This window comes from Vibrio sp. Isolate34 (assembly GCF_022397915.1).
Classification (GTDB): Bacteria; Pseudomonadota; Gammaproteobacteria; order Enterobacterales; family Vibrionaceae; genus Vibrio.
Genome location: NZ_JAKEUO010000002.1, coordinates 147,961 through 170,783, shown reverse-complemented (window position 1 = coordinate 170,783; position 22,823 = coordinate 147,961). Strand labels below are relative to the sequence as shown.

Annotated in this window: 21 protein-coding genes; 11 read left to right on the top strand and 10 right to left on the bottom strand. The window is 45.3% G+C overall.

What is annotated here, in order from left to right; genetic code table 11:
• Window positions 1–17 precede the first annotated feature (17 nt).
• The 3 genes from metN (at window position 18) to L1D22_RS03365 (ending at window position 2,616) form a co-directional block, all read left to right on the top strand.
• On the top strand, window positions 18–1,052 hold the full coding sequence (gene metN / locus L1D22_RS03375) for a methionine ABC transporter ATP-binding protein MetN (RefSeq protein ID WP_017060763.1): 1,035 nt from the start codon (window positions 18–20) through the stop codon (window positions 1,050–1,052).
• Complete coding sequence (locus L1D22_RS03370; protein ID WP_017060764.1) at window positions 1,042–1,725, top strand: methionine ABC transporter permease; 684 nt, start codon at window positions 1,042–1,044, stop codon at window positions 1,723–1,725. The genes metN and L1D22_RS03370 overlap by 11 nt, the downstream gene beginning before the upstream one ends.
• An 81-nt stretch (window positions 1,726–1,806) precedes the next feature.
• Window positions 1,807–2,616: a MetQ/NlpA family lipoprotein gene (locus L1D22_RS03365; RefSeq protein ID WP_017630795.1), complete on the top strand. Its 810-nt coding sequence runs from the start codon at window positions 1,807–1,809 to the stop codon at window positions 2,614–2,616.
• Between the two features lie 113 nt (window positions 2,617–2,729).
• Here L1D22_RS03365 and L1D22_RS03360 read toward each other — a convergent pair whose 3' ends face one another.
• Both L1D22_RS03360 and syd read right to left on the bottom strand, forming a co-directional pair.
• Window positions 2,730–3,506, bottom strand: a complete 777-nt coding sequence (locus L1D22_RS03360) for a Zn-ribbon-containing protein (protein ID WP_017630798.1) — start codon at window positions 3,504–3,506, stop codon at window positions 2,730–2,732.
• Between the two features lie 4 nt (window positions 3,507–3,510).
• A complete protein-coding gene (syd, locus tag L1D22_RS03355; RefSeq protein ID WP_239828710.1) occupies window positions 3,511–4,056 on the bottom strand; it encodes a SecY-interacting protein in 546 nt (181 codons plus the stop codon).
• A gap of 143 nt (window positions 4,057–4,199) precedes the next feature.
• Here syd and queF point away from each other — a divergent pair, with 143 nt between their 5' ends.
• The 5 genes from queF (at window position 4,200) to xni (ending at window position 11,652) form a co-directional block, all read left to right on the top strand.
• Entirely contained in the window at window positions 4,200–5,045 is an 846-nt protein-coding gene (gene queF, locus L1D22_RS03350) for an NADPH-dependent 7-cyano-7-deazaguanine reductase QueF (RefSeq protein WP_239828709.1), read from the top strand.
• Window positions 5,046–5,102: 57 nt separating this feature from the next.
• Window positions 5,103–7,361, top strand: a complete 2,259-nt coding sequence (locus tag L1D22_RS03345) for a tetratricopeptide repeat protein (protein WP_239828708.1) — start codon at window positions 5,103–5,105, stop codon at window positions 7,359–7,361.
• A gap of 118 nt (window positions 7,362–7,479) precedes the next feature.
• Window positions 7,480–9,045 carry a GGDEF domain-containing protein gene (locus L1D22_RS03340; RefSeq protein WP_239828707.1) on the top strand — a complete coding sequence of 522 codons (1,566 nt, stop codon included), beginning with the start codon at window positions 7,480–7,482 and terminating at the stop codon, window positions 9,043–9,045.
• Window positions 9,046–9,354: 309 nt separating this feature from the next.
• Window positions 9,355–10,719, top strand: coding sequence for a nucleotide 5'-monophosphate nucleosidase PpnN (ppnN, locus tag L1D22_RS03335; RefSeq protein WP_239828706.1), 1,365 nt, complete (start codon window positions 9,355–9,357; stop codon window positions 10,717–10,719).
• A 159-nt stretch (window positions 10,720–10,878) separates the two neighbouring features.
• Entirely contained in the window at window positions 10,879–11,652 is a 774-nt protein-coding gene (xni, locus tag L1D22_RS03330; protein ID WP_239828705.1) for a flap endonuclease Xni, read from the top strand.
• A gap of 92 nt (window positions 11,653–11,744) precedes the next feature.
• Here xni and rlmM read toward each other — a convergent pair whose 3' ends face one another.
• From rlmM to pomA, 7 genes are all read right to left on the bottom strand, one after another.
• Window positions 11,745–12,836 carry a 23S rRNA (cytidine(2498)-2'-O)-methyltransferase RlmM gene (rlmM, locus tag L1D22_RS03325; protein WP_086715245.1) on the bottom strand — a complete coding sequence of 364 codons (1,092 nt, stop codon included), beginning with the start codon at window positions 12,834–12,836 and terminating at the stop codon, window positions 11,745–11,747.
• Window positions 12,833–13,231, bottom strand: coding sequence for a DUF423 domain-containing protein (locus tag L1D22_RS03320; RefSeq protein ID WP_017632369.1), 399 nt, complete (start codon window positions 13,229–13,231; stop codon window positions 12,833–12,835). The genes rlmM and L1D22_RS03320 overlap by 4 nt, the downstream gene beginning before the upstream one ends.
• Entirely contained in the window at window positions 13,221–13,844 is a 624-nt protein-coding gene (locus tag L1D22_RS03315) for an alpha/beta fold hydrolase (RefSeq protein ID WP_239828704.1), read from the bottom strand. Before L1D22_RS03315 ends, L1D22_RS03320 begins: the two co-directional genes overlap by 11 nt.
• Complete coding sequence (locus L1D22_RS03310; protein WP_239828703.1) at window positions 13,837–14,745, bottom strand: transcriptional regulator GcvA; 909 nt, start codon at window positions 14,743–14,745, stop codon at window positions 13,837–13,839. Before L1D22_RS03310 ends, L1D22_RS03315 begins: the two co-directional genes overlap by 8 nt.
• 640 nt (window positions 14,746–15,385) lie before the next feature.
• Window positions 15,386–16,834 (bottom strand): tRNA uracil 4-sulfurtransferase ThiI, encoded by a 1,449-nt coding sequence (gene thiI, locus L1D22_RS03305; RefSeq protein WP_239828702.1) that lies wholly within the window; start codon window positions 16,832–16,834, stop codon window positions 15,386–15,388.
• A 338-nt stretch (window positions 16,835–17,172) separates the two neighbouring features.
• Window positions 17,173–18,120 carry a flagellar motor protein MotB gene (locus tag L1D22_RS03300; RefSeq protein WP_017633412.1) on the bottom strand — a complete coding sequence of 316 codons (948 nt, stop codon included), beginning with the start codon at window positions 18,118–18,120 and terminating at the stop codon, window positions 17,173–17,175.
• A 12-nt stretch (window positions 18,121–18,132) separates the two neighbouring features.
• Complete coding sequence (pomA, locus tag L1D22_RS03295; protein WP_239828701.1) at window positions 18,133–18,897, bottom strand: flagellar motor protein PomA; 765 nt, start codon at window positions 18,895–18,897, stop codon at window positions 18,133–18,135.
• Between the two features lie 297 nt (window positions 18,898–19,194).
• Between pomA and xseB the strand changes: the two genes are divergently transcribed.
• From xseB to dxs, 3 genes are read left to right on the top strand one after another with little or no spacing between them, the layout of a single operon-like run.
• The gene (gene xseB / locus L1D22_RS03290) at window positions 19,195–19,437 is read left to right on the top strand and encodes an exodeoxyribonuclease VII small subunit (protein WP_004734405.1); all 243 of its coding nucleotides are present in this window, start codon (window positions 19,195–19,197) and stop codon (window positions 19,435–19,437) included.
• Between the two features lie 20 nt (window positions 19,438–19,457).
• The gene (ispA, locus tag L1D22_RS03285; protein ID WP_210441544.1) at window positions 19,458–20,342 is read left to right on the top strand and encodes a (2E,6E)-farnesyl diphosphate synthase; all 885 of its coding nucleotides are present in this window, start codon (window positions 19,458–19,460) and stop codon (window positions 20,340–20,342) included.
• Window positions 20,343–20,363: 21 nt separating this feature from the next.
• Window positions 20,364–22,247, top strand: coding sequence for a 1-deoxy-D-xylulose-5-phosphate synthase (gene dxs, locus L1D22_RS03280; RefSeq protein WP_239828700.1), 1,884 nt, complete (start codon window positions 20,364–20,366; stop codon window positions 22,245–22,247).
• A 158-nt stretch (window positions 22,248–22,405) separates the two neighbouring features.
• Here dxs and L1D22_RS03275 read toward each other — a convergent pair whose 3' ends face one another.
• A complete protein-coding gene (locus L1D22_RS03275; protein ID WP_102437309.1) occupies window positions 22,406–22,765 on the bottom strand; it encodes a putative quinol monooxygenase in 360 nt (119 codons plus the stop codon).
• Window positions 22,766–22,823: the final 58 nt, after the last annotated feature.

Sequence of the window (22,823 nt, the reverse complement as noted above, 5' to 3'; positions counted from 1 at the left end):
CCTGCACGGGTTTCTCTATGATTAAAGTGAATCAAGTCAACAAGGTTTTTTATCAAGGCACTAAAGAAATCAATGCCTTAATTGATATCAACCTCCACATTCCTCAAGGTCAAATCTTTGGAGTCATCGGCTCTTCAGGTGCAGGCAAAAGTACCCTAATCCGCTGTGTAAATATGTTGGAAGCGCCAACGTCAGGTGAAGTGATTGTTGACGGTATCGACCTGACAAAACTCAGCAAATCTGAACTTAGCGAAGCACGCCGTAACATTGGCATGATTTTCCAGCACTTCAACCTGCTGTCTTCTCGTACTGTATTTAACAATGTAGCACTGCCTTTAGAACTTGCAGGTAAAGATAAAGCGATTATTGAAGCGAAAGTGAGTGAGTTACTTGAACTCGTTGGCTTGGCGGATAAGCGTGACACTTACCCTGCAAACCTAAGTGGTGGTCAAAAGCAGCGTGTTGCGATTGCTCGTGCACTGGCCTCTGATCCGAAAGTACTGCTGTGTGATGAAGCGACCAGCGCACTGGATCCTGCAACTACTCAATCGATTCTTGAGCTGCTGCGTGAAATCAACCGCAAGCTGAACATCACTATCCTGCTAATTACGCACGAGATGGATGTAGTGAAAAGCATTTGTCACGAAGTGGCGATCATTGGCGGTGGTGAATTGGTAGAGAAAGGCACAGTTGGTGACATCTTTGCTCACCCTAAGACTGAGCTTGCGCATCAATTCATTCGTTCAACGCTCGATCTGACGATTCCTGAAGATTACCAAGCGCGCTTGCAAGAGACTCGCGTAAACAGCAGCTACCCACTGGTACGCCTTGAGTTTACAGGCGCAACGGTTGATGCTCCGCTGATGACTCAGATTGCACGCAAATTCAATATCGATGTCAGCATCCTAAGTTCTGACCTTGATTACGCCGGCGGCGTGAAGTTCGGCATGATGGTGGCTGAGCTATTCGGTAATGAAGCAGATGATAATGCTGCTATCCAATTCCTACGCGACAACAATGTAAAAGTAGAGGTACTTGGTTATGTCCTTTAGTTTCAACGAGATTGCTGACTGGATCAGCCTTAACGGTAACCTTCTATTAGGCGCAACAGGCGAAACGCTTTACATGGTTGCTGTTGCAGGGATTGTTGGCTTTGCTGTCGGTATTCCATTAGGCGTGATTCTACATACGACTAAAAAAGGTGGTCTGTTAGAGAACACCAAAGTAAACAAGATTCTAGGTGCGATTGTGAACGTGGGTCGTTCAGTACCTTTCTTAGTGTTGATGGTTGCGATTATCCCACTGACTAAGATGCTGATTGGTACCTTCATCGGTACAACAGCTGCGATTGTTCCACTAACGATTGGCGCTATTCCATTCGTGGCTCGACTTATCGAGAGTGCACTACTTGAAGTACCAACAGGTCTAGTAGAAGCAGCTCAATCAATGGGCGCAACACCAACACAAATCATCAATAAGGTTCTGCTTCCTGAAGCACTACCGACTATTATCAACTCAGTAACGATTACGCTAGTGACGCTGGTGAGCTACTCAGCAATGGCAGGTACGGTTGGTGGTGGTGGTCTAGGTGATGTCGCGATTCGTTACGGATTCCACCGTTACGATGTGACCATCATGGCTGTAACGGTGGTGATGTTGATTGTGCTTGTACAAATTATTCAATCAATCGGTGATTCATTAGTTCGCCGCGTTGACCACAGATAAAGACTCAGCGTTAAAACGCAAACTATCTAAGACAAGAGTCGTCTGAACCAAATTAAATAGATTTATTAAAAGGAGATTATTATGAAATTTAGCCTTAAAGGTTTACTTACTATCGCAGCAGCGGCATCAGCGCTAGTACTAGCAGGTTGTGGTGATAAAGAAGTGGATACGTCTAAAGTAAAAGTTGGCGTAATGGCGGGTGCAGAAGCTCAAGTTGCTGAAGTTGCAGCTAAAGTAGCAAAAGAGCAGTACGGCCTAGACGTTGAACTGGTTACTTTTACGGATTACGTAACACCAAACGCAGCACTGGATGACGGTTCTATCGACATCAACGCATTCCAACACGCACCGTACCTAGATCAGCAAGTGGCTGACCGTGGTTACAAACTGACTATCGCTGGTAACACGTTTGTTTACCCTATCGCTGGTTACTCTAAAGAAGTGAAATCTGTCGACGAAATCCAAGACGGTGCTCGTATTGCGGTACCAAACGATCCAACAAACCTAGGTCGTTCTCTACTACTTCTTGAGCAACAAGGTCTTCTTGAGCTTCGTGAAGGTGCTGGTCTTCTAGCAACAGTTCGTGACATCGTTAAGAACCCTAAGAACCTAACAATTGTTGAACTAGACGCAGCACAGCTACCACGTTCTCTTGATGATGTAGCGCTTTCTATCATCAACACAACTTACGCAAGTTCTATCAACCTGACCCCACAAAAAGATGGCGTATTCGTTGAAGACAAAGATTCTCCTTACGTAAACCTAATCGTTTCTCGTGAAGACAACCTAAACGCTGAAAACGTACAGAACTTCGTTAAAGCTTACCAAACTGAAGAAGTGTACAACGCAGCTTCTGATATCTTCCAAGGTGGCGTAGTTAAAGGTTGGTAATCACCTAAACTGCAGCATCGTATAGATACCTGAAGGGGCTGACATAACGTCAGCCCCTTTTTAATCGCTTGTAGTTAACGCGTGAGCATACAGTGCCCACCAAACTCAGTCGGTTACTTTAGGTGATCCCAAGAGATGTTTGATACCAAACGACAATCATCACACTTGAAATAGAAAATGTCGTGGATCGGCGCATCTAGCAGCCATTCTCCACCACATTGCGGACATTTACGCTCTTTTTCAGCTTTTAAGCTGATGCCACCCACGCGGTACAAGTAGTAATAAGTCGGGATCTTCGTGAGATATTCAATGCGTCCTCTTAAGCCCCAACCGCGTTTGAACAACACGCTTTTAGTATCACTGATCTCAGTCAGAGTTGCGTGTTCAGCACGACAGCCCCCACCCATCTGAACTTCATCACAAGCTTGCCATTCTGTCTGCCATTTCAACACGGCTTTATGGTCACCATTGAAGGTTGGCGGGTTACGGTACAGAGGGATCGGCAACAAGCTGTCGCCACTGCGTAGCGGTGAACAAGTATGAACAAACGTCGTGTAAAGCACCTGCCAGCTTGGCGCTTCGTCTTCAGCCACTTCTTCAGAGTTCAGATCTCGACCAAGCAAACGCATTTTAGGCGCAAGCAGGCTCGCATTAGACAAGCGATCAAAACACACTTTTACAAAATCTGAGTGGTTACGCGGGTGCAAGCTGTCTTGCTCTGGGCAGACGACGCGAACATAAAACTCACCATCCCCCATCACGATAGGAAACTCGCGACCCAGCACCTGTCCGTTATAACGAAGTGCATCCATTAAGCCATTAACAGCCTTGTCGACAGCGCTTACCGTTGTGTTATCAAAACACTCAAATTGAAGTTCTAGTACGTACATCTATTTATACCGCTGGTTGTAGCTTTTCTAAAAATTCTGCCAAAGTCTCGGCTAGTACATCACGATTTTTGGTGCCTAAACGCTCTAAAATCACGTTGCCCGTTAGGTTACAGATAGAGATAACATCCAGTTCAGCATCAGTCGCTGCGATAAAAACCGTAGGCTTTAGCTTTAAGCGACGCTGAGTCACTAAGTGGCCTAAGATGTTTTCTTGTAGGCATTCGAAGTCTTCATCACTCCAAATCTGTAATAGAGTCAGTTCGTTACCGTCGAAGGTCGCGTTCATGTCTGCGCTGTATTGTGCACCGTAGAAGGTTTTGATGTCTTCGTGCAGCGTCAACTCAATGCCAGTTTCAACGTTAGTGAAATCTGCGAATTGCTCACGTGGATAGTGCTTCCATAACACGGCATCGCCGCTCTTTTCTTCTACACATGGCGATACCACGTCCACCAACTCCTCATTGCGAGGTAAGCTTTGGTGTTGCTGTTGCCACGCGTCAACGTATCGCTGACTAAAAGAAACCAGTGCGTCTTGAGCACGTTGAGTCATGAAAATCTCCTAAACACATAATAATAAATAGAATCTGAGCCTCTCCTTGTCGAATAAGCTTATCTAATAAGCGATGACTTAATGACAGGGTAAAGGGGATTCAGTAAAATCGACCCCATTCTAATCGAATTTGAAACGAAAGTATGAGCAAATATTCTGACGCAAAAGAACTAGCGGGTTTAACGCTGGGCCAAAAAACTGAGTACTCTAACCAATACGATGCAAGTTTGTTGCAACCAGTACCGCGTAGCCTGAATCGTGATGATCTTGCGCTAAGCGATGAACTGCCTTTTGTAGGTCATGATATTTGGACGATGTACGAACTTTCGTGGCTAAACACTAATGGCCTACCACAAGTCGCCGTGGGTGAAGTTTTCATCCCTGCAACGAGCCCAAACTTAATTGAATCAAAATCTTTCAAGCTGTACCTAAACAGCTACAACCAGACTCAATTCGAAAACTGGGAGCAAGTAACTGAGCGACTGACCCAAGATTTGTCAGCATGTGCAGGCGAAACTGTCATTGTGAATGTAAACTCAGTAACCGACTACACCAACCAACCTATCGTAACGATGGAAGGCGAATGTATCGACAACCAAGACATCCAAATCACCAGCTATGACTTTGAAGCATCACTGCTTGAAGGCGCTGCTGGCGAACAGGAAGTGGAAGAAACACTGCACAGCCACCTATTGAAGTCGAACTGTTTGATCACCAATCAACCAGACTGGGGCAGCGTTGAGATCGCATATTCAGGTAAGCAAATTGACCGTGAAGCTCTGCTACGCTATTTAGTTTCTTTCCGTGAGCACAATGAATTCCACGAGCAATGTGTTGAACGTATCTTCACTGACATCATGAAATACTGTGCACCTTCGAAGCTAACTGTGTTCGCACGTTACACGCGTCGTGGTGGTCTGGATATCAACCCATACCGTTCAACAGAGCAAGACAGACCAAGCCACAACAAGCGTATGGCTCGCCAATAATAGGCACACAAACCACACACTTATTGGAACCTACCTCATCTTTAAAGGGACATTGAAATGCGTTGGTTATACGTCGTTAGCCTATTTATTTTAAGCTTAAGCACATCGGTTAATGCGTCGGTCTACTCGTCGGCGCTGCTCAATGAAGCCAATAACTTGGTTGAGATCGAGCCGAGTCAAGCAAAACAAATGGCCAACAGCTACCTAACGCTTCGTGTCCTTTCTGATCAACGCGAGAAAAGCCCTTCAGCTATTTCTCGCGAAGAGACAGACTCTTCGATTCGTACGCCAAACAGCAGCATCGATGCCTACAAGATACTAGCGAAAGCTGAGTACAACCTTGGCAACATTCGCATTGCCATTCAGCACATCCACAAGGCCTCTGAGCTCGCGAAAACCTATAAGCTTGAGTACCTTAAACTGGATCTAGAGATCCTAAAAGTACGCTTACTTTGGCTAAGTGAAAGAAAGTCCGCCAAAGCAAAGGCAGAGCTAGTCAATATTGAAACAAACCTAGAATCGGTGGATAAAACCTTACGTCTGACGGAAGGCATCACCTATCGCTTGATCATGCTGAAAGCCGATATCGCCTCTTACGATAACAAGATCGATGAAGCCGAGAAGTTCTATCAAGAAGCCAAAACCTATCTCGATCAGCGTTACTCTGAAAAAGTCACCATCGACTACCACATCTCGGTCGGTGAATTTTACCTGACCCATAAAGAGTACAATCACGCATTATCTGAGTTGTTGTATGGCTACTGGAAATCGGTAGAAGGCAATCTGAGTTCACGCTTGGCCAAGGTAAACCGCCTACTTGCTCAGCTTTTCTTTGAGCGCCAAGTTTTAGATAAAGCACTAGAACACCTTTCTCAAGCTGCTGATTTTTATGATAATTTTGAAAATTCCCCCATATTAGCTCAAGTACTTAAAAAGATGGGTGATGTGTACTTCTTACAAGGTAAATATAACCTTGCTCTAGTGCATTTTTTCAACGTCCTTGACCACGAAAGTACCGACAGAGATATCCACCAAGTCATCGATATTCGTCTAAGTCTATCGGCAACTTACTTACGCCTCTATAACTACCCTCTTGCAGAGCAGTACCTAACCCGTGCCCTTGAACTGCTGGAGTACACGGACATTCCTAAACTGGAAGGTCGAGCAGCACTGCTATCGGCAGGTTTGGCTTACCACCTACAAGAGAGCGAAGATGTGATCAAGCATGCGACACGTGCACTTGAGATCTCGCGCCAGGTAGAAAATATGCACCTGTCGCAACGCTCATACTATTTACTCGCTTTGGGTTATGAACAGGCAGGTCGTCCACAGCAAGCGTTGGCAAATCTCAAACAATACAACAGCCTTGTCTCTTTAGAGCAGCAAAAACTCAATCGTGTTGGGGAAGACGCATTCCGCCAACAAAAAGAGTTTGCCGAACAAACCCTGCACTATGCAGGCCAAGAGCAAGAGCTAGAAAAATACAAACTGGAGCATCGTAAGTTCCAAAAGATATCGTTCGCCTTATTCCTGTTCAGCATTGTCTTGTTCTTCTTTGTTCTGCGCCGTGGCTACATCATTCAAACCTTAGCCAAAGAAGTGGATTCACTGCGCACTGACCTATTTACGCACTCACGTTCAAAGCTTCCGAACTTAAGAATGCTCAACGCGAAGCTCTCTAACTCGCTGGAAAAAACCAGCCAAACCTTCGAACAATGGCAGCTTGGCGAATTGATTCATGAGCCACTCAACGACCGCTTACGCTTCGTGATGATTGATTTACCGTTCTTACGCAATATGTACACGCAGAACGGTTACAAAGCCGGTCTCGAGCTCGAAGACGCTTTTGGTGAGTTCTTAAAATCAAAGCTGGAAGGCCCTGCTCGTGTTTATCACTTCTCGGATGCCAACCTGCTTTATATCGAACCTAATTCTGATCGTGATTTATCACCTGAGGCGATGTTCAAGAAGATTCAATCTTGGGTGAATAACTTCGAACCTGAACGCAACATCAACCGAACCGTTCGCATGGGCATCGCGGATTACCCATTCTTACCACGCGCTTACACCGCGATTAACGATCAAGAGCTGCTTGACGTATTATTGATGTCGACCAACCTAGCGCGTGAGATAAGTCTCAAAGAGCGCAGCAGCCAGTGGGTATACCTCAAAGCTATTGACAATGCACCAGCGGCAAGCCTTGCAACCGGTAACATAAGAGAAGCGTGTAAACATGCGATTAATCAAGGGTTAATAAAAATACAATCATCGTACCAGAATGAGGACAATATCAAAAAAATGCTAAAAGATGACTGATTTGCGAGCGGTTAAGACTTGCAAGTCGTGACCTTATTTTTAGTTTTGTTATTATCGGTGTAACGGAATTTCATCAAAATGATCGAGATCGGTCTACGCGGCGCTAATTAATACATCTATGGGCATTCTTGAAAAAGACATTCAGGCGCAACTCCACCAGCTGAAATCTCAGTTGGAGCAGGTCCGTTTGACGCAAAGAGACACCTCGTTCAAATTTATTCGAGAACAGAAAGTTCTAAAACGTATCGTCACATCTTTAAGTGATGCATGTGTTGGCAGTAACAGCCATTTAGATGAAAACCTCATTGCCCTTAGGGAAGAGCTAGAAAAGCAAAAAGACATTAGCTCAATGATCCCAAAGCTGGCAGTATTAGAAAGGATGCTTAAGCAGAAAACGTTGGCTATGGATAAACAGAACGGATATCTGGACGATAGCATTAAGCACAGTGGGGAAACGCTGCAACGCATCACTGGTTTACCAGCGCAGTTGAAACGCGACCTACGAAACTTACTTAGCTTCTCCGAATGCAATGGCAGTCAGAAAGTCGACCATGCCATGAAACTTCTCGGTATTTATGAGCGTGCCATAAAAATTATGGCGAACAACTCACGCACCCATTTTGCCGACGCTGCGCAATCTCCAGAGCAAGAACTCCTTTCCGACCTATCAAACGAATTACAACATCTGATCACTGAACTCGACTTCGAGGGTGAATCGGGTGATCTGCTTACCGATATTCGAGCAAAACTGCTACTTGGTGTTTCAACACAAAACCTACTTGAGCTGACACTGCAAATTCTCAAGCTGGTTATTGAAGGCACCAATCTAGAGCGTAAAAAGTCTGAACAGTTTATTGATCAGCTTAACTCTTCGCTCGCGTCTAGCATCAAAACCGCAGACCAAAATGCCGACCAGAGCCAAAGCTACTTTGAGCACCGCCAAGGTCTGAATTCAGAATTGAATGAGTTAGTTTCTAAAAGCCAAAGCTCAGTGGATAAAGCCACAGACATCGATAACTTAAAGATGTCGATTAATCCCCTACTCAGTGAAATCGCCTCGCTTTCAGAAAGACTGAATCACGCGGAGCAGAAAGAACAAGCTCTAATAGAGAGAATGAGTTACGGAAAAACTCAGTTAGACTCGCTCTATGAAGTCACCCAAGACTACCGTAAGCGCTTGGAAGATCAGGCTCAGCGTATGCTGCTTGATCCACTTACTAAGGTGTACAACCGCACAGCCTTTACAGATCGCTTAGAACTTGAATACCGCCGCTGGATTCGCGCGCAACACTCACTGCGTTTAGTTCTGCTAGACATTGATAACTTCAAAGCCATTAACGATAGTTTTGGTTATACGGCAGGCGACAAGGCACTCAAGATCATCGCGAGAACCATCACCAAAGAAACAGGCACCACCGATACTGTGGCTCGCTTTTCAGGTGAAGAGTTTATCTTGTTGCTTCCAGAGCAAACCGATGAATATTGCCATCAAGTGATTCAAAACATTCAGGCTCAAGTCAGCCGCTTGCCGTTTAAGTTCCGTGACCAACAAATCACGATTACCTTATGTGCTGCGAGTACTCAGTTTAAAGAATCAGATACACCTGAAGAAGTGTTAGAGCGACTCAATAAGACGCTAAACAAAGCAAAACAACGTGGTACTAACCAACTGGTTTGGAACTAAACCCACCCTAGATTTAATTTATTTCATTTTTTCAAATACTTATCACATACCATTTCCCTAAATGTTTGCTAAGCTAACGATTAACATTCGCTTAACAAGCATTCTTGGCAAGCAATGCTGCATAGTCGCTCCTAAGCCAATGCATATGAGCTCTTAAGCAAGTTTATATAAGCCATTAAGCAACGCTGTCGTATCCGTTTCGTCTGGTTAACTCTCTCACCCTTAACCAAACACTTTCAACGTTTGCTTCTCACTCTCGAGCCAGGGGGTCACGTCAACGTCCCCTGCTCTTTTCAACAAGGAGGCACTATGATCACTCATATCAGCCCTGCCGGTAGCATGGATTTACTCTCTCAACTTGAGGTTGAGCGCCTTAAGAACACCGCGTCTAGTGATCTGTACCAACTGTATCGTAACTGTACATTGGCAGTACTCAACTCAGGTAGCCACACAGACAACTCCAAAGAGTTACTCGACAAGTATCTGTCGTTCGATGTCGAAGTCGTTCGCCGTGAGCGTGGTATCAAGCTCGAACTGAGCAACCCTCCTGAGCATGCTTTTGTTGATGGTGAAATCATCAAGGGCATCCAAGAACACCTATTCTCAGTGCTGCGTGACATTGTTTACGTCAACATGCACTTGGCCGATAACCAAAGGCTCAACCTCACCAACGCCACTCACATCACCAACCTCGTGTTTGGTATTTTGAGAAACGCAGGTGCGCTGACTCCGGGCATCGAGCCTAACCTGATTGTATGTTGGGGTGGTCATTCTATTAATGCCAGTGAATACCAATACACTCGTGAAGTCGGTAATGAACTTGGCCTGCGTGAACTGAATATCTGTACTGGTTGTGGGCCGGGTGCGATGGAGGGTCCAATGAAAGGGGCTGCCATTGGTCACGCGAAACAGCGTTACACCGATCGCCGTTACCTAGGGCTTACCGAGCCTTCGATCATTGCGGCTGAGCCACCAAACCCAATTGTGAACGAACTGGTGATCATGCCAGATATTGAGAAGCGTCTTGAGGCGTTTGTTCGTATGGCACATGGCATCATCATTTTCCCGGGCGGCCCCGGTACTGCCGAAGAGCTATTGTACATCTTAGGGATCATGATGCATCCGAATAACGCTGAACAACCAATGCCGATTGTGTTAACTGGTTCAAAAGAGAGCGAAGCTTACTTCCGCTCAATCGATAAGTTCATTGGTGAAACTCTAGGGCCTGATGCACAGAAACATTATGAGATCGTGATTGACGATCCAGCACGCGCTGCGAAGATCATGAAACAAGCGATGCCAGATGTGCGCTCTCACCGTAAAGAGACCGGTGATGCGTACAGCTACAACTGGTCACTGCATATTGAGCCAGAGTTCCAACTGCCGTTCGACCCTACTCATGAGTCTATGGCAGCGCTCGACCTGCACATGGACCAAAAAACAGAGAGCCTAGCAGCGAATTTACGTAAAGCGTTCTCAGGCATAGTGGCAGGTAACGTCAAAGCTGAAGGGATTCTAGAGATCGAAAAACATGGCCCATTCATTATCGATGGTGACAAAGAGCTAATGACCAAAATGGACCAACTGCTGAATGACTTTGTTGAACAGCATCGAATGAAACTGCCGGGCGGTACTGACTATGTGCCTTGTTATAAAATTGCGCCGAGCGATTAGTTACACTCACTCATTGCAACCAAGTCACAGATAACCAATTGGCTGGCATAAAGTTAATCAGGTTATGACGTTTACGTTGCTAACGTTTCAACTCACCAAGTGATACGTTACTATAAGGGGCTAGCAGCCCCTTTTTTATTGCCTATTTAGTGGAAACTTATGTCTATCCATCTTGTTATTATCGATGCCTTAAACCTCATCCGACGCGTGCACTCTGTTCAGCCGGATCCAACCGATATAGCAAGAACCATCACCACGACAACTCGTACGCTCAATAAAATTATTTCTGAGTCTAAGCCAACTCACATCATCGCAGTTTTTGATCATCACCTACAAGACCGAGGCTGGCGCGCTGAAGTACTGCCAGCTTATAAACAAAATCGTAAACCGATGCCAGAACCACTGATGAAGGGCCTTGACGCGATCCAACAAGCTTGGTGGGAGTTAGGTATTGATTCACTATTATCAGATGGCGATGAGGCAGATGATTTAGTGGCAACGCTGGCAAAGAAAGTGGCTGACCACGGAGAAACCGTCACCATTATCTCTACAGATAAAGGCTACTGCCAACTGCTATCACCGACATTACAGATCCGTGATTACTTCCAACATCGCTGGTTAGACAAGCCCTTTATCGAAGCGGAGTTTGGCGTTAAACCTGAACAACTTGCAGATTACTGGGGCTTAACCGGTGTCAGCTCTAGTCAAGTGCCGGGGATCCCTGGTGTTGGCCCTAAAGCGGCAAAAGAGATATTAACCACCTACCCAGATATTGAAACCGCCTATCAAGCAGAAGACCTTCCGAAGAAATATCGTAAGAAGTTCGATGAACACATCGAGTCAGCTCGCGTATGTAAGCTGGTTTCGGCTTTGAAAACAGACATCGATTTAGGTTTTAACCTGCAAGATATTCGTTACGAAGCAAACGCTTAGCTATCTATTATGTAGAAACTACAGGTACAAAAAATGCCCCTTAAAGGAGCATTTTCTTTATCTCGATACTGAGGCTGGCACTAACGTAAATATTAGTGCGGTGAGATGTTTGAAAGCGACTGGATATGAACCGTGATCTCTTCGCGATCGTGGTAAAGGTGCTTAGCCTGCATCTTGAACTTAACTTTATTCTCAATAAGGAACACTTTTAGGTTCTCGATATCCTGCAGTACTTCATCGTAACGGCCTTTCATTGGCAGTTTCAGGTTGAATAGTGCTTCTTGTGCCCAACCCTTGATGATCCACTCACCCATAAGGTGTGCAACACGAGCTGGCTTCTCAACCATGTCACAGATAATCCAAGTGACGTTTTTACGGTCTGGTTCGAACTTAAAGCCATCTACCATGTGATGCTTAATCTGGCCCGTTTCCATTAGGCTGTCTGCCATCATGCCATTATCAACACAGTGAACGAACATCGAACGCTTAACCAGCTGGTAAGTCCAACCACCTGGACACGCACCCAAATCAACACCCCACATACCCGGAGCCAGACGCTCATCCCACTCATCACGAGGGATGAATACGTGGAACGCTTCTTCTAGCTTCAATGTAGAACGGCTTGGTGCATCTGATGGGAATTTCAGACGAGGAATGCCCATAAAGAACTGTGAGTTGTTCGATGGGTAAGAGTAACCCACAAAGCAGTGACCCGGAGCGATGAAGCACAAGTGCAGTACTGGCTTCTTAGCATTGTCCTTCGCCGTCATCAAGCCTTTGCCACGCATTGCTTGACGCATTGGCACGGTAAACTTACGGCAGAACTTCAATAGCTCTTTTGCTTCGTTTGTATCTGGCGTTTCGATACGAATATCGCCACAACGTGGGAAGCCTTCTTTTTCAGAAAGCGCCTCAAGAATTGGAGAAATACGGTCATCGGTTGGCAGGTCTTTGATTTCAACCGCTACTGCTAGCATTTGACGAGCAAAGATCAGTGACTGGAAGTCGATCTCTTTGATCAACTTATCTGCTTCACCTGCTTGGTAACATTCAAACAATACAAAGCCTGTATTGTTCTTTAGGCGAGGAAAACCAAACACTTCCAGTTGTGTTGCCTTGTCTTGAATTTCGCCAGCACATTCTTTTTCAAAACCAGAGCGACAATAAAGTAGTACGTGTTTCACTGAGTTACCTCTTTTATATTCAAAGCAGCGAAGGAGAAGACTCCCCAACCAATGATAAATAGTAGACCACCAAACGGTGTTATAGGGCCAAACCATTTTATTCCTGTCAGTGCTAGCCCATAAAGGCTGCCACTAAAACAAAGGATGCCGATGATAAAGCAAATTGCCGCAATGAAAAAATATTTTTGTGATTTAGCGCCAAGTTTCATCTGTAGCAGAGCGCCACACGCCAATATCGCTAGAGTATGGATAAACTGGTACTGAACACCCGTCTCGAACACACCCAAAAGATACTCTGGCAAGATGGCTTTCAAACCGTGTGCAGCAAATGCCCCAAGCATCACAGCAATCGCACCAGAAATGCCTGCGAAAGTGAGTAAATACTTACTTTTCATTCAACACCTCTTTGATAAAAGCGGATAGCTTTTCAACGGTTAACGCGATGTTCTGTTGTTCTGTATAGCCAGAGCTCTTGCGCGGCTTGAAGCTGTGGTCGCCATCAGGAATAAATTCAACACGAATTGAATCCGACAGATTGAAGTCAGCAAACTCTTCACGCTTACCAAAGGTATCGCGCTCGCCTTGCAAAATAAGACACAGCTTAGTTAACTCAGAGAGATGTTCGCCTTTGTACTTCTCTGGTTTGCCCGGTGGATGGAAAGGAAAGCCCAAACACGCCATCGCAGCCACTTTATCCAGTTCAGACAAATGACTCGCCATGCGTCCCCCCATCGATTTACCACCAATCACAATCTTATCAGCATCGCATTGTTCGATGATCTCTTGGTAGGCTTCAAGTAGCTTAGGGGCTCTATCAGGTGGACGACGCTTGCCATCTTCAGCACGCTTGATCATGTAAGGGAAATTGAAACGAATCACTCGTATCCCTTTAAAGGCTAATCCTTTGGCTACCGACTGCATGAACTCATGGTCCATACCTGCACCCGCGCCGTGTGCGAAGATAAAGGTGATTGGGTTGTCTTCACCATCAATAATGATGTTATTCATCCAGCAAGTCCTCTTGTTCACTTTGCGCTTTAGCCAGCATCCAATCACGGAAGGTCGCGATTCGGCCCATGTCGGCTTGTTTCTCGTGACACACTACATAGAAAGCATTCTTACTCACCAACACTTCATCAAACGGCGCGATCAAGCGACCCGCTTCTATTTCAGGTTGGGCGAGAACGTTGTTACCCAATGCAATGCCTTGGCCGTGAGCTGCCGCTTGAAGCACCATGGTTGAGTGACTGAAAATCGGGCCATGGTTCACGTTAACCCCGTCGATACCATTTTGTTTAGCAAACTGTTTCCAATCTTTTCGAGAGGTATCGTGCAAAAGCGTATGGCATGCTAAATCACTTAGATATTCTAATGGTTTTGTTCCTAGCAGCACTGAAGGAGAACAAAGCGGAATCAGATATTCTTGATACAGCTTGTCGGCTCTTAGTCCCGACCAATTGCCTCGACCATAATAGATAGCAACGTCGACATCATCCGTTAGCGAGCCCTCATCCATATCCACGGCTTTTATTCGCACATCGATATCAGGTTCTTGCTGATTAAAGTCGGCAAGCCTTGGTACTAACCACTGAATGGCAAAACTTGGTGGTAAGCTGATGGTCAATGCCCCCTTCTCACTTCGCTCCAGCACTTTGTCAGTGGCTTCTGCGAGTGACGTGAAAATATCTTTGATATCTAAGAAGTAGCTTTGCCCTTCTTCAGTTAGCAACAAAGAACGGTTTCTTCGACGAAAAAGCTTCAAAGATAAGAATTCTTCAAGTGCTTTTATCTGGTGGCTAACCGCAGCTTGAGTAACAAACAACTCTTCTGCAGCACGCGTAAAACTCAAGTGTCGAGCAGCGGCTTCAAACACTCTTAACGAGTTTAATGGGGGTAATCGACGAGACATAGTTACTCTCTAAATAAGCATTAGTTTTTTTTATCTGAAACATTATAATTTGTCCATTGCCTAGCGGCCAGAGAAATTCTATATTTCATTCCGCAGCAGCTAGCCTGAACGGCTTGATTCTCTCTAGAATCAATTGGCTTAGCTCCTGCGATGTTGTGTTTGCAAACTCGTACTTTTCGAGTTGGGTAGAGTTCTACCAAATGTTTTGTTGCAGTTATACCCTGAAACGAGGCATATACTTCCTGTATTTATTTTGACCTGTCTGTCAAATTTGTTTACACCGCCTATACGGCGGTGTTTTTTTATGCCCAGAGAAAAGTAACAACAAGTTTATCAATAGCTGTGCTAATTAATCCTTACTATTTTCTCACTCTAATCACAAAATTTAACGCCTGCTTACGTAAACAATCATACGCATACAAATATAAGCACTTCATTGCGCATTTTGGTAACAACTCTCACCTAAATTCTTTTTATCACACAGCCTTGTATTTACGACAAAAAACCGCACGATTGAGGCTATCAAATCACTTTATCGACAACAGAGTGACAATCAACCGATAAATAAAAAACCGCTTACTTTTCAGTAAGCGGCTTTTCGTATGTGTTCTCAGACCGAAGTCATACCATCAAAGGCTAACTATGGGCGGTAAACCTTAACGTTTTTGAAGCCTTGCTCTTGCAAGTAAAGTGCTTGCAGACGGCTCATTACACCACGGTCACAGTACAGTAGGTACTCTTTACCTTGGTCTAAATCACCAAACTGAGTCGCTAGCTTGTAGAAAGGTAGGTGTTTCACTTCAACACCGTCGATTTCTAGTGGGCTTTCGTCTTCTTCGTCTGGGCTACGGATATCTAGAACGATAGCGTGCTCAGCAACAGCCTGAACTTGTTCAACTTCCGGTGCTTGCTCTTGGCTCTCTTTCTCAATGTCACGAATATCCATAACACGAGCGTTCTCGATCACTTGATCCAGCACTTCAAAGTTAAACTTGGCTTCTTCTGCTTCTAGTTTACCTTTCTTCGCTTTCACTGTTGGCTTCTTAGAGATAACACCACAGTATTCTGGCATTACTTTCGCGAAGTCTTCAGTACCGATGATACGAGAAAGGTCGATGATGTCTTCTTTGTCCCAATTGATAAGAGGACGAAGGATCAACGTATCTGTCACGTTATCGATGTGACGAAGGTTAGTTAGTGTTTGGCTAGAAACCTGACCAAGTGCTTCACCTGTTACTAGCGCTTCAATACCAAAACGCTCTGCAACCATACCACCAGCACGCATGAACATACGCTTAAGAACAACGCCCATTTGGCCGTCTTCTACGTTCTCCAGGATCTCAGCAACAACCGGTTCGAAATCTACAGAGATGAACTTCACTTTTGCTGAAGAACCGTATTTGTTCCATAGGTAGTGAGCCACTTGCTTAACGCCAATCTCATGCGCAGGGCCACCAAGATTGAAGAAACAGTAGTGAACTTTAGAACCACGTTTGATGTGCAGGTAACTTGAAACGCCTGAGTCGAAACCACCAGAGATCAAGCTTAGTAGGTCTTCTTGAGTACCAAGAGGGAAACCACCAAGGCCTTTGTGACGTGCCAGTACTTGGTTAAGTTTGTCGTTAGCCACTTCAACCTTAACCGTTACGTCTGGGTTCTTAAGTCGAACTTTCGCTGACTCAACGGCTTGGTTTAGACCGCCGCCTACGTAGCGCTCTAGTTCGATAGACGTAAAGTCATGCTTACCACGACGTTTAGCACGAACAGAGAAAGTCTTACCTTCAATGTCAGCACGGCTGCGTTCTAGTACTTGCTCGTAAATATCGTGCAAGTCTTTGAATTCAGACTGTTGAACTTCAAGTGAGTGGTGAATACCTGGAGTGTGAGTCAGAGCCTCTAACACTTCTGTGTAGTACTGGTCACTTTCAGACGTCACTTCGATATGGTCACGACGGTTGAATACCGCAACACTTTCACAGCGACGCTGAATAACGTTACGAATGTTGCACTCTAGAATCCTTGTGAAGCGCTTACGCACCGATTCACTTTTTACAAAAATTTCCGGATGGGGCTTAACAATAAATTTCATAGTACTTTCACAACATTAATGTTCAAAATTTTTAAAAGGCTCTTCGCCAAGTAAATTAGAGAATTTACACAGCACTTGAAGCAAGAGTAGATCATATCTAAATCTAAGGGCGCGAATTATACATGAGAAAGTGAAACAAGGAAAAGAGTGCTTGCTTGGGCACCAGTAATAAATACGCGCCTTATTAAAAATAGCACCTCTGTTCACTATCGACAGTTTGATGGATGTACAAAGCAATGATCAGCTAAGTACTAACGGACAAAAGAAAAAGCCCAACCTCATCATAAGGTTGGGCTTTCTGGTTTATTTAATCACTCGATATAACTCAGATCTCGATACTATTGAGAGATAGCTGGGACTTCTTCACTGTATAGCGGCTCGCCCTGCATGATGCTGATCTCTACGCGGCGGTTTAGGCTGCGTTGCCATTCAGTATCGTTCGGTTCTACTGGCTCGGTATCGGCCATGCCACGTACTCTCAAGCGTTGATGAGAGAATCCGCGAACCTTTTCCATCTCTTGAGCAACAGATACGGCTCGCTGAGATGATAGATCCCAATTCGAGCGATACAGCTCAGAATCAAGACGTTGGTTATCGGTGTGCCCTGAGATTCGAACAATACCCGGAACATCTTTCACCAGTTCAGCCACCTGTCTAACCAGAGGTCGGAACTTAGGCTGTAAGAAAGCAGAACCCGATGGAAATGCGCCCTTCTCACGAATTCGAATCACAATCTGCTGACCGAGATTTTCCACCTCAATCGCGCCTTGGTCTATTTCTCTTTCCAACGCCTTCTTGATGCTCTCCATCAAGGTTTCCATCTCTTGTGATTGAGCTTCAGCTTGCTGTTGCTGTTGGTCTGACTCAGAGTTTTGGTTGTCGTGAGTCGAAACCTCTGGCGACTTGCCTCCGGTCATCTTGCCTTGGTCACGCATGGTGCCACCAGCACGCTCAGATTCACCTTCATGAAATTCCAGCGTCTGCTGAGTAATATCAATGGTTTGCTGCATGATCACATCAATCGGTGTCGGCTCTGGACGACCAGGGCGAAACTCTTGTGCAATGATGCTGGTCCCTTTCGGGATGTCTTTTACTTCTAAGCGGTTTTGTACACCAAACGCAAACTTCATCGAACCCGCAATCTGTTTGAACTTCAGTACGTCCATCTCAGAGAATGAGAGCAGCAGTACGAAGAAACACATCAGCAGTGACATCAAGTCAGCAAATGTCCCCATCCATTGAGGTAACCCCGGAGGAGGACATTTACATGGATTCTCTTCATCCATCTTAAACTCCTCTTACGCCGGTTCACCATCAATCGTACGCTTACCTTCGTTCAGGTAGCTCTTGAGGTAACCATCAATAACTCTTGGGTTCTGGCCATCTTGAATCGCTAACACGCCATCCATCACCAAACGACGGTTGAGTGTCTCTTGGTCACGGCGCAGCGCAAGTTTGTCCGCAATTGGGAAGAACACCATGTTCGAAAGAATCGCACCATACAGTGTGGTTAAAAGTGCCACCGCCATCGCAGGACCGATCGCTTTAGGATCATCCATGTTCGAAAGCATGGCTACCAGACCAACTAAGGTACCAATCATACCCATTGCTGGGGCAACATCACCGAATGCAGAAAACACTTTCGCGCCCTGTTCGTGACGTTCTGTTGTTAATGCGATGTCTTTTTGCAGTGCAGCACGCACCACATCACCATCATGGCCATCTACCAATAAGTCGATGCCCTTTTGCATGAAGCTGTTGCTGATCTCCATCTCTTCAAGTGCTAGGAAGCCACCTTTACGAGCAGCGTCTGCCATCTCAACCACTTTCGCGATCAGATCTTCAGGCTCATCGGCTTTAAACATAAATGCTTTGCCGGCAATTTTGGTTGCACCAAAGAACTGCCCCATGGTGAACTTCATTAGAACAACAAATGTTGAACCACCAATCACGATCAAAATGGATGTCGTGTCATAGAACATCCCGAGGCTTCCACCTAGGATCATTGCCATGATTACAAAGGCAAATCCACCAATCAAACCTATTAGGGTTGCTAAATCCACTGAGCACTCCTCATGCTTTTTTGTAGCTCTATGTCGACGATAATCTTTTTATCGGCAAGACGATAAGATCTTTTAGTAAATTCTTGGCCTAAGTATCACACTTTTGGTTTTTGAATCACAACTATTACCCGCTTTGCTCTTATCAGCCAGTCATAAACTCGATAAAGGTGGGGTTATTCGATGAAAGTGGCTTGAAGCCTCTTAAAAACGAACTTTCTAGCAAAATTTATTGGTTACATTTGACCATATCAGCGGCCTAGGGTAACGTTCGTTCATCTTTCCAAACGCAGATTTATTATGGCTACTAAGAAACCTGAAAATATGAGCTTTGAAGCAGCAATCGAAGAGCTTGATGGCTTGGTTGATCAACTAGAAAATGGTGATCTAGCTTTAGATGATGCGCTGAAAAAATTCGAACGAGGTATCTCCCTCGCTCGTGCCGGTCAAAGTAAACTAAACGATGCTGAACAACGTGTTAGCATCCTATTGCAAAATGATGAAAATGCAGAGCTGAGTGACTTTAACCCACAACCTGAATAACGAATTGTATGAGATCCCCTATGATCGAGACTTTATTGTCTTATCAAGCACGTAATAACGAGCAATTGAACCTTTGGCTTGATCGCCTACCACACCAAAATCAGAATCTTATCAACGCAATGCGTTATGGATTACTTTTAGGCGGTAAACGCGCACGTCCATTTCTTGTCTACATTACAGGGGACATGCTCGGTTGTACCGCTGAAGAGCTCGACACTCCAGCCTCTGCAGTCGAATGTATTCATGCCTATTCTCTGATTCACGACGACCTTCCAGCAATGGATGACGACGAACTGCGTCGTGGCCATCAGACTTGTCATATCAAATACGATGAAGCGACAGCAATTTTAACCGGCGATGCACTACAAACTCTCGCGTTTACTATACTTGCGGAAGGCACATTAAGTGCTGACGGGGAAAGCAATCGCGTTCGAATGATTCAACGCCTAGCTGAAGCCTCTGGTGCACAAGGTATGTGTATTGGTCAGGCACTTGATATTGAAGCAGAAAACCGCGCTGTCACACTAGAAGAACTGGAAGAAGTTCACCGCAATAAAACGGGCGCTCTGATGAAGAGTGCGATTCGTTTAGGTGCACTGGCTGCTGGTGAGAAAGCGTTTGAAGTACTACCTCAATTAGACAAGTACGCCGATGCCATCGGGTTAGCCTTCCAAGTTCAAGACGATATCTTAGATATTACTAGCGACACTGAAACGTTGGGTAAACCACAGGGTTCTGACCAAGGTTTGAACAAAAGCACCTACCCTTCTTTGTTAGGTTTAGAGGGCGCTCAAGAAAAAGCGCAATCTCTGCTACAGGAAGCGCTTCAAGCTTTGGCTGCAATCCCATACAATACCCAGTTACTCGAAGAGTTCGCCCGATACGTCATCGAGCGCAAGAACTAAGACAATAAGCGCGCATTACCTATGACTCTTGATATATCAAAGTACCCAACTCTTGCTTTGGCTGATAAGCCAGAGGATTTGCGTCTTCTTCCGAAAGAGACGCTAACACAGCTTTGTGATGAATTACGCACCTATCTTCTTAACTCAGTGAGCCAGTCAAGTGGTCACTTAGCGTCAGGCTTAGGTACGGTAGAGCTAACAGTAGCTCTGCACTACGTGTACAACACACCTTTTGACCAATTGGTTTGGGATGTTGGCCACCAAGCATACCCGCACAAGATTCTTACTGGTCGTCGTGACCGCTTGTCGACCATCCGTCAAAAAGATGGACTGCACCCATTCCCATGGCGTGAAGAAAGCGAATACGACACGCTTTCTGTTGGTCACTCTTCAACATCGATCAGTGCAGCTCTCGGCATGGCAATCAGTGCTAAGAAAGAAGGCAAGAATCGTAAAGTCGTGAGTGTGATTGGTGACGGCGCAATTACCGCAGGTATGGCATTCGAAGCCATGAACCACGCGGGCGATATTCACAATGACATGCTGGTTATCCTGAACGATAACGAGATGTCGATCTCTGAAAACGTAGGTGCTCTGAACAACCACCTAGCTCAAGTTCTTTCTGGCAGTCTTTACACGTCTATTCGTGAGGGCGGCAAGAAAGTGCTATCTGGCGTTCCGCCGATTAAAGAGCTCGTTCGTCGTACAGAGGAACACCTAAAAGGCATGGTTGTCCCTGGCACCATGTTTGAAGAGTTAGGCTTTAACTACATTGGCCCGGTTGACGGTCACGATGTGAATGAGCTGATTAAAACGCTGAAGAACATGAGAGACCTTAAAGGCCCTCAGTTCCTGCATATCATGACGAAGAAAGGTAAAGGCTACGAGCCAGCAGAGAAAGATCCAATTGGCTACCACGGTGTACCTAAGTTCGATCCTGCACACTCAAGTCTGCCTAAGAGCACCAGCTCTAAACCAACTTTCTCTAAGATTTTTGGTGACTTCCTGTGTGATATGGCCGCGCAAGATCCTAAGCTAATGGCGATCACGCCAGCAATGCGTGAAGGTTCTGGCATGGTCCGTTTCTCGAAAGAATACCCAGAGCAATACTTCGATGTTGCGATTGCTGAACAGCACGCTGTGACGCTAGCAACCGGTATGGCGATTGCGGGTGATAAGCCGATTGTGGCTATCTACTCGACGTTCTTACAACGTGGCTACGATCAACTGATCCACGATGTGGCTATCATGGATCTACCGGTGATGTTCGCAATTGACCGTGCAGGTCTTGTTGGCGCCGATGGTCAAACTCACCAAGGTGCGTTCGACTTAAGCTTCATGCGTTGTATTCCAAATATGGTGATCATGGCACCAAGCGATGAAAACGAATGTCGCCAAATGCTATACACAGGCCACCAACACACAGGTCCAAGTGCGGTTCGTTACCCTCGTGGTAATGGCATGGGTACTGAGATCCAAAGTGAGTTTACTGCGCTTGAGATTGGTAAAGGTCGTATCGTTCGAGAAAGTGCGAAAGCAAAAGATGGCTCGAAAGTCGCTATCCTAAGCTTCGGTACTTTTCTTGAGAGCGCACTTCAAACCGCTGACGCTATCGATGCGACGGTTGCAGACATGCGTTTTGTGAAGCCGCTAGACGAAGCTCTAATCAAACAACTTGCTGCTAACCACGATGTACTGGTGACTATCGAAGAAAACGCAATCGCAGGTGGTGCGGGTGCGGGTGTGATTGAATTCTTGATGCAAGAGAAGCTGCTAATGCCAGTGTTGAACCTTGGTCTGCCAGACAAGTTTATTGCTCAAGGTACTCAAGGCGAGCTGCATGAAGAGCTTGGCTTAGATGCGAAAGGTATTGAGAAGTCTATCTCTGACTACCTTGCTAAATAGCTTTCACAAGCAAACAGCATAAGCTACAAAACAAAAAAGGTTGGCCCTAGGGTCAACCTTTTTAGTATCTGCTAACTGATAAACTATTCGTTGTTTAGCTGTTTAGCTGTTTAGCTGTTTAGCTGTTTAGCTTAGTAATTAATAGCAATTAAGCCTACTTAGCAACAAGGCTTAAGCACTGGTGCGTCATAGTTTTCTGGTTCATCAGAGTAGATAGCCACATTGAAGTTCTCAACCAAGCCTGTCTCTTCAACACACTGCTCTTGGAAAAACTGTTGAATCTCACGACGTTGGCAATGCGCTTCAAACGCTTCGTTATCCGCCCAGATTTCGTTGAAAGCAATCGGGAAACTCTGACCTTCAGCAAACGGGCTCTGGATGTGACGAGTTACTGTGTATTGAATACAACCATCTTCACGCAGAGTGTTTGGCTCTAGTGATTTTAAAACCTCGAACAGCTCGTTCAGTTTTCCTTCTTTTGGCTGAAATTGAGCGATGCAGTAAACCTTCTTAGACATTGTAATTCCTTGTTTTTTTACTTTAAGCTTAAGCCGTGATATCTCAATCTTTATAGCA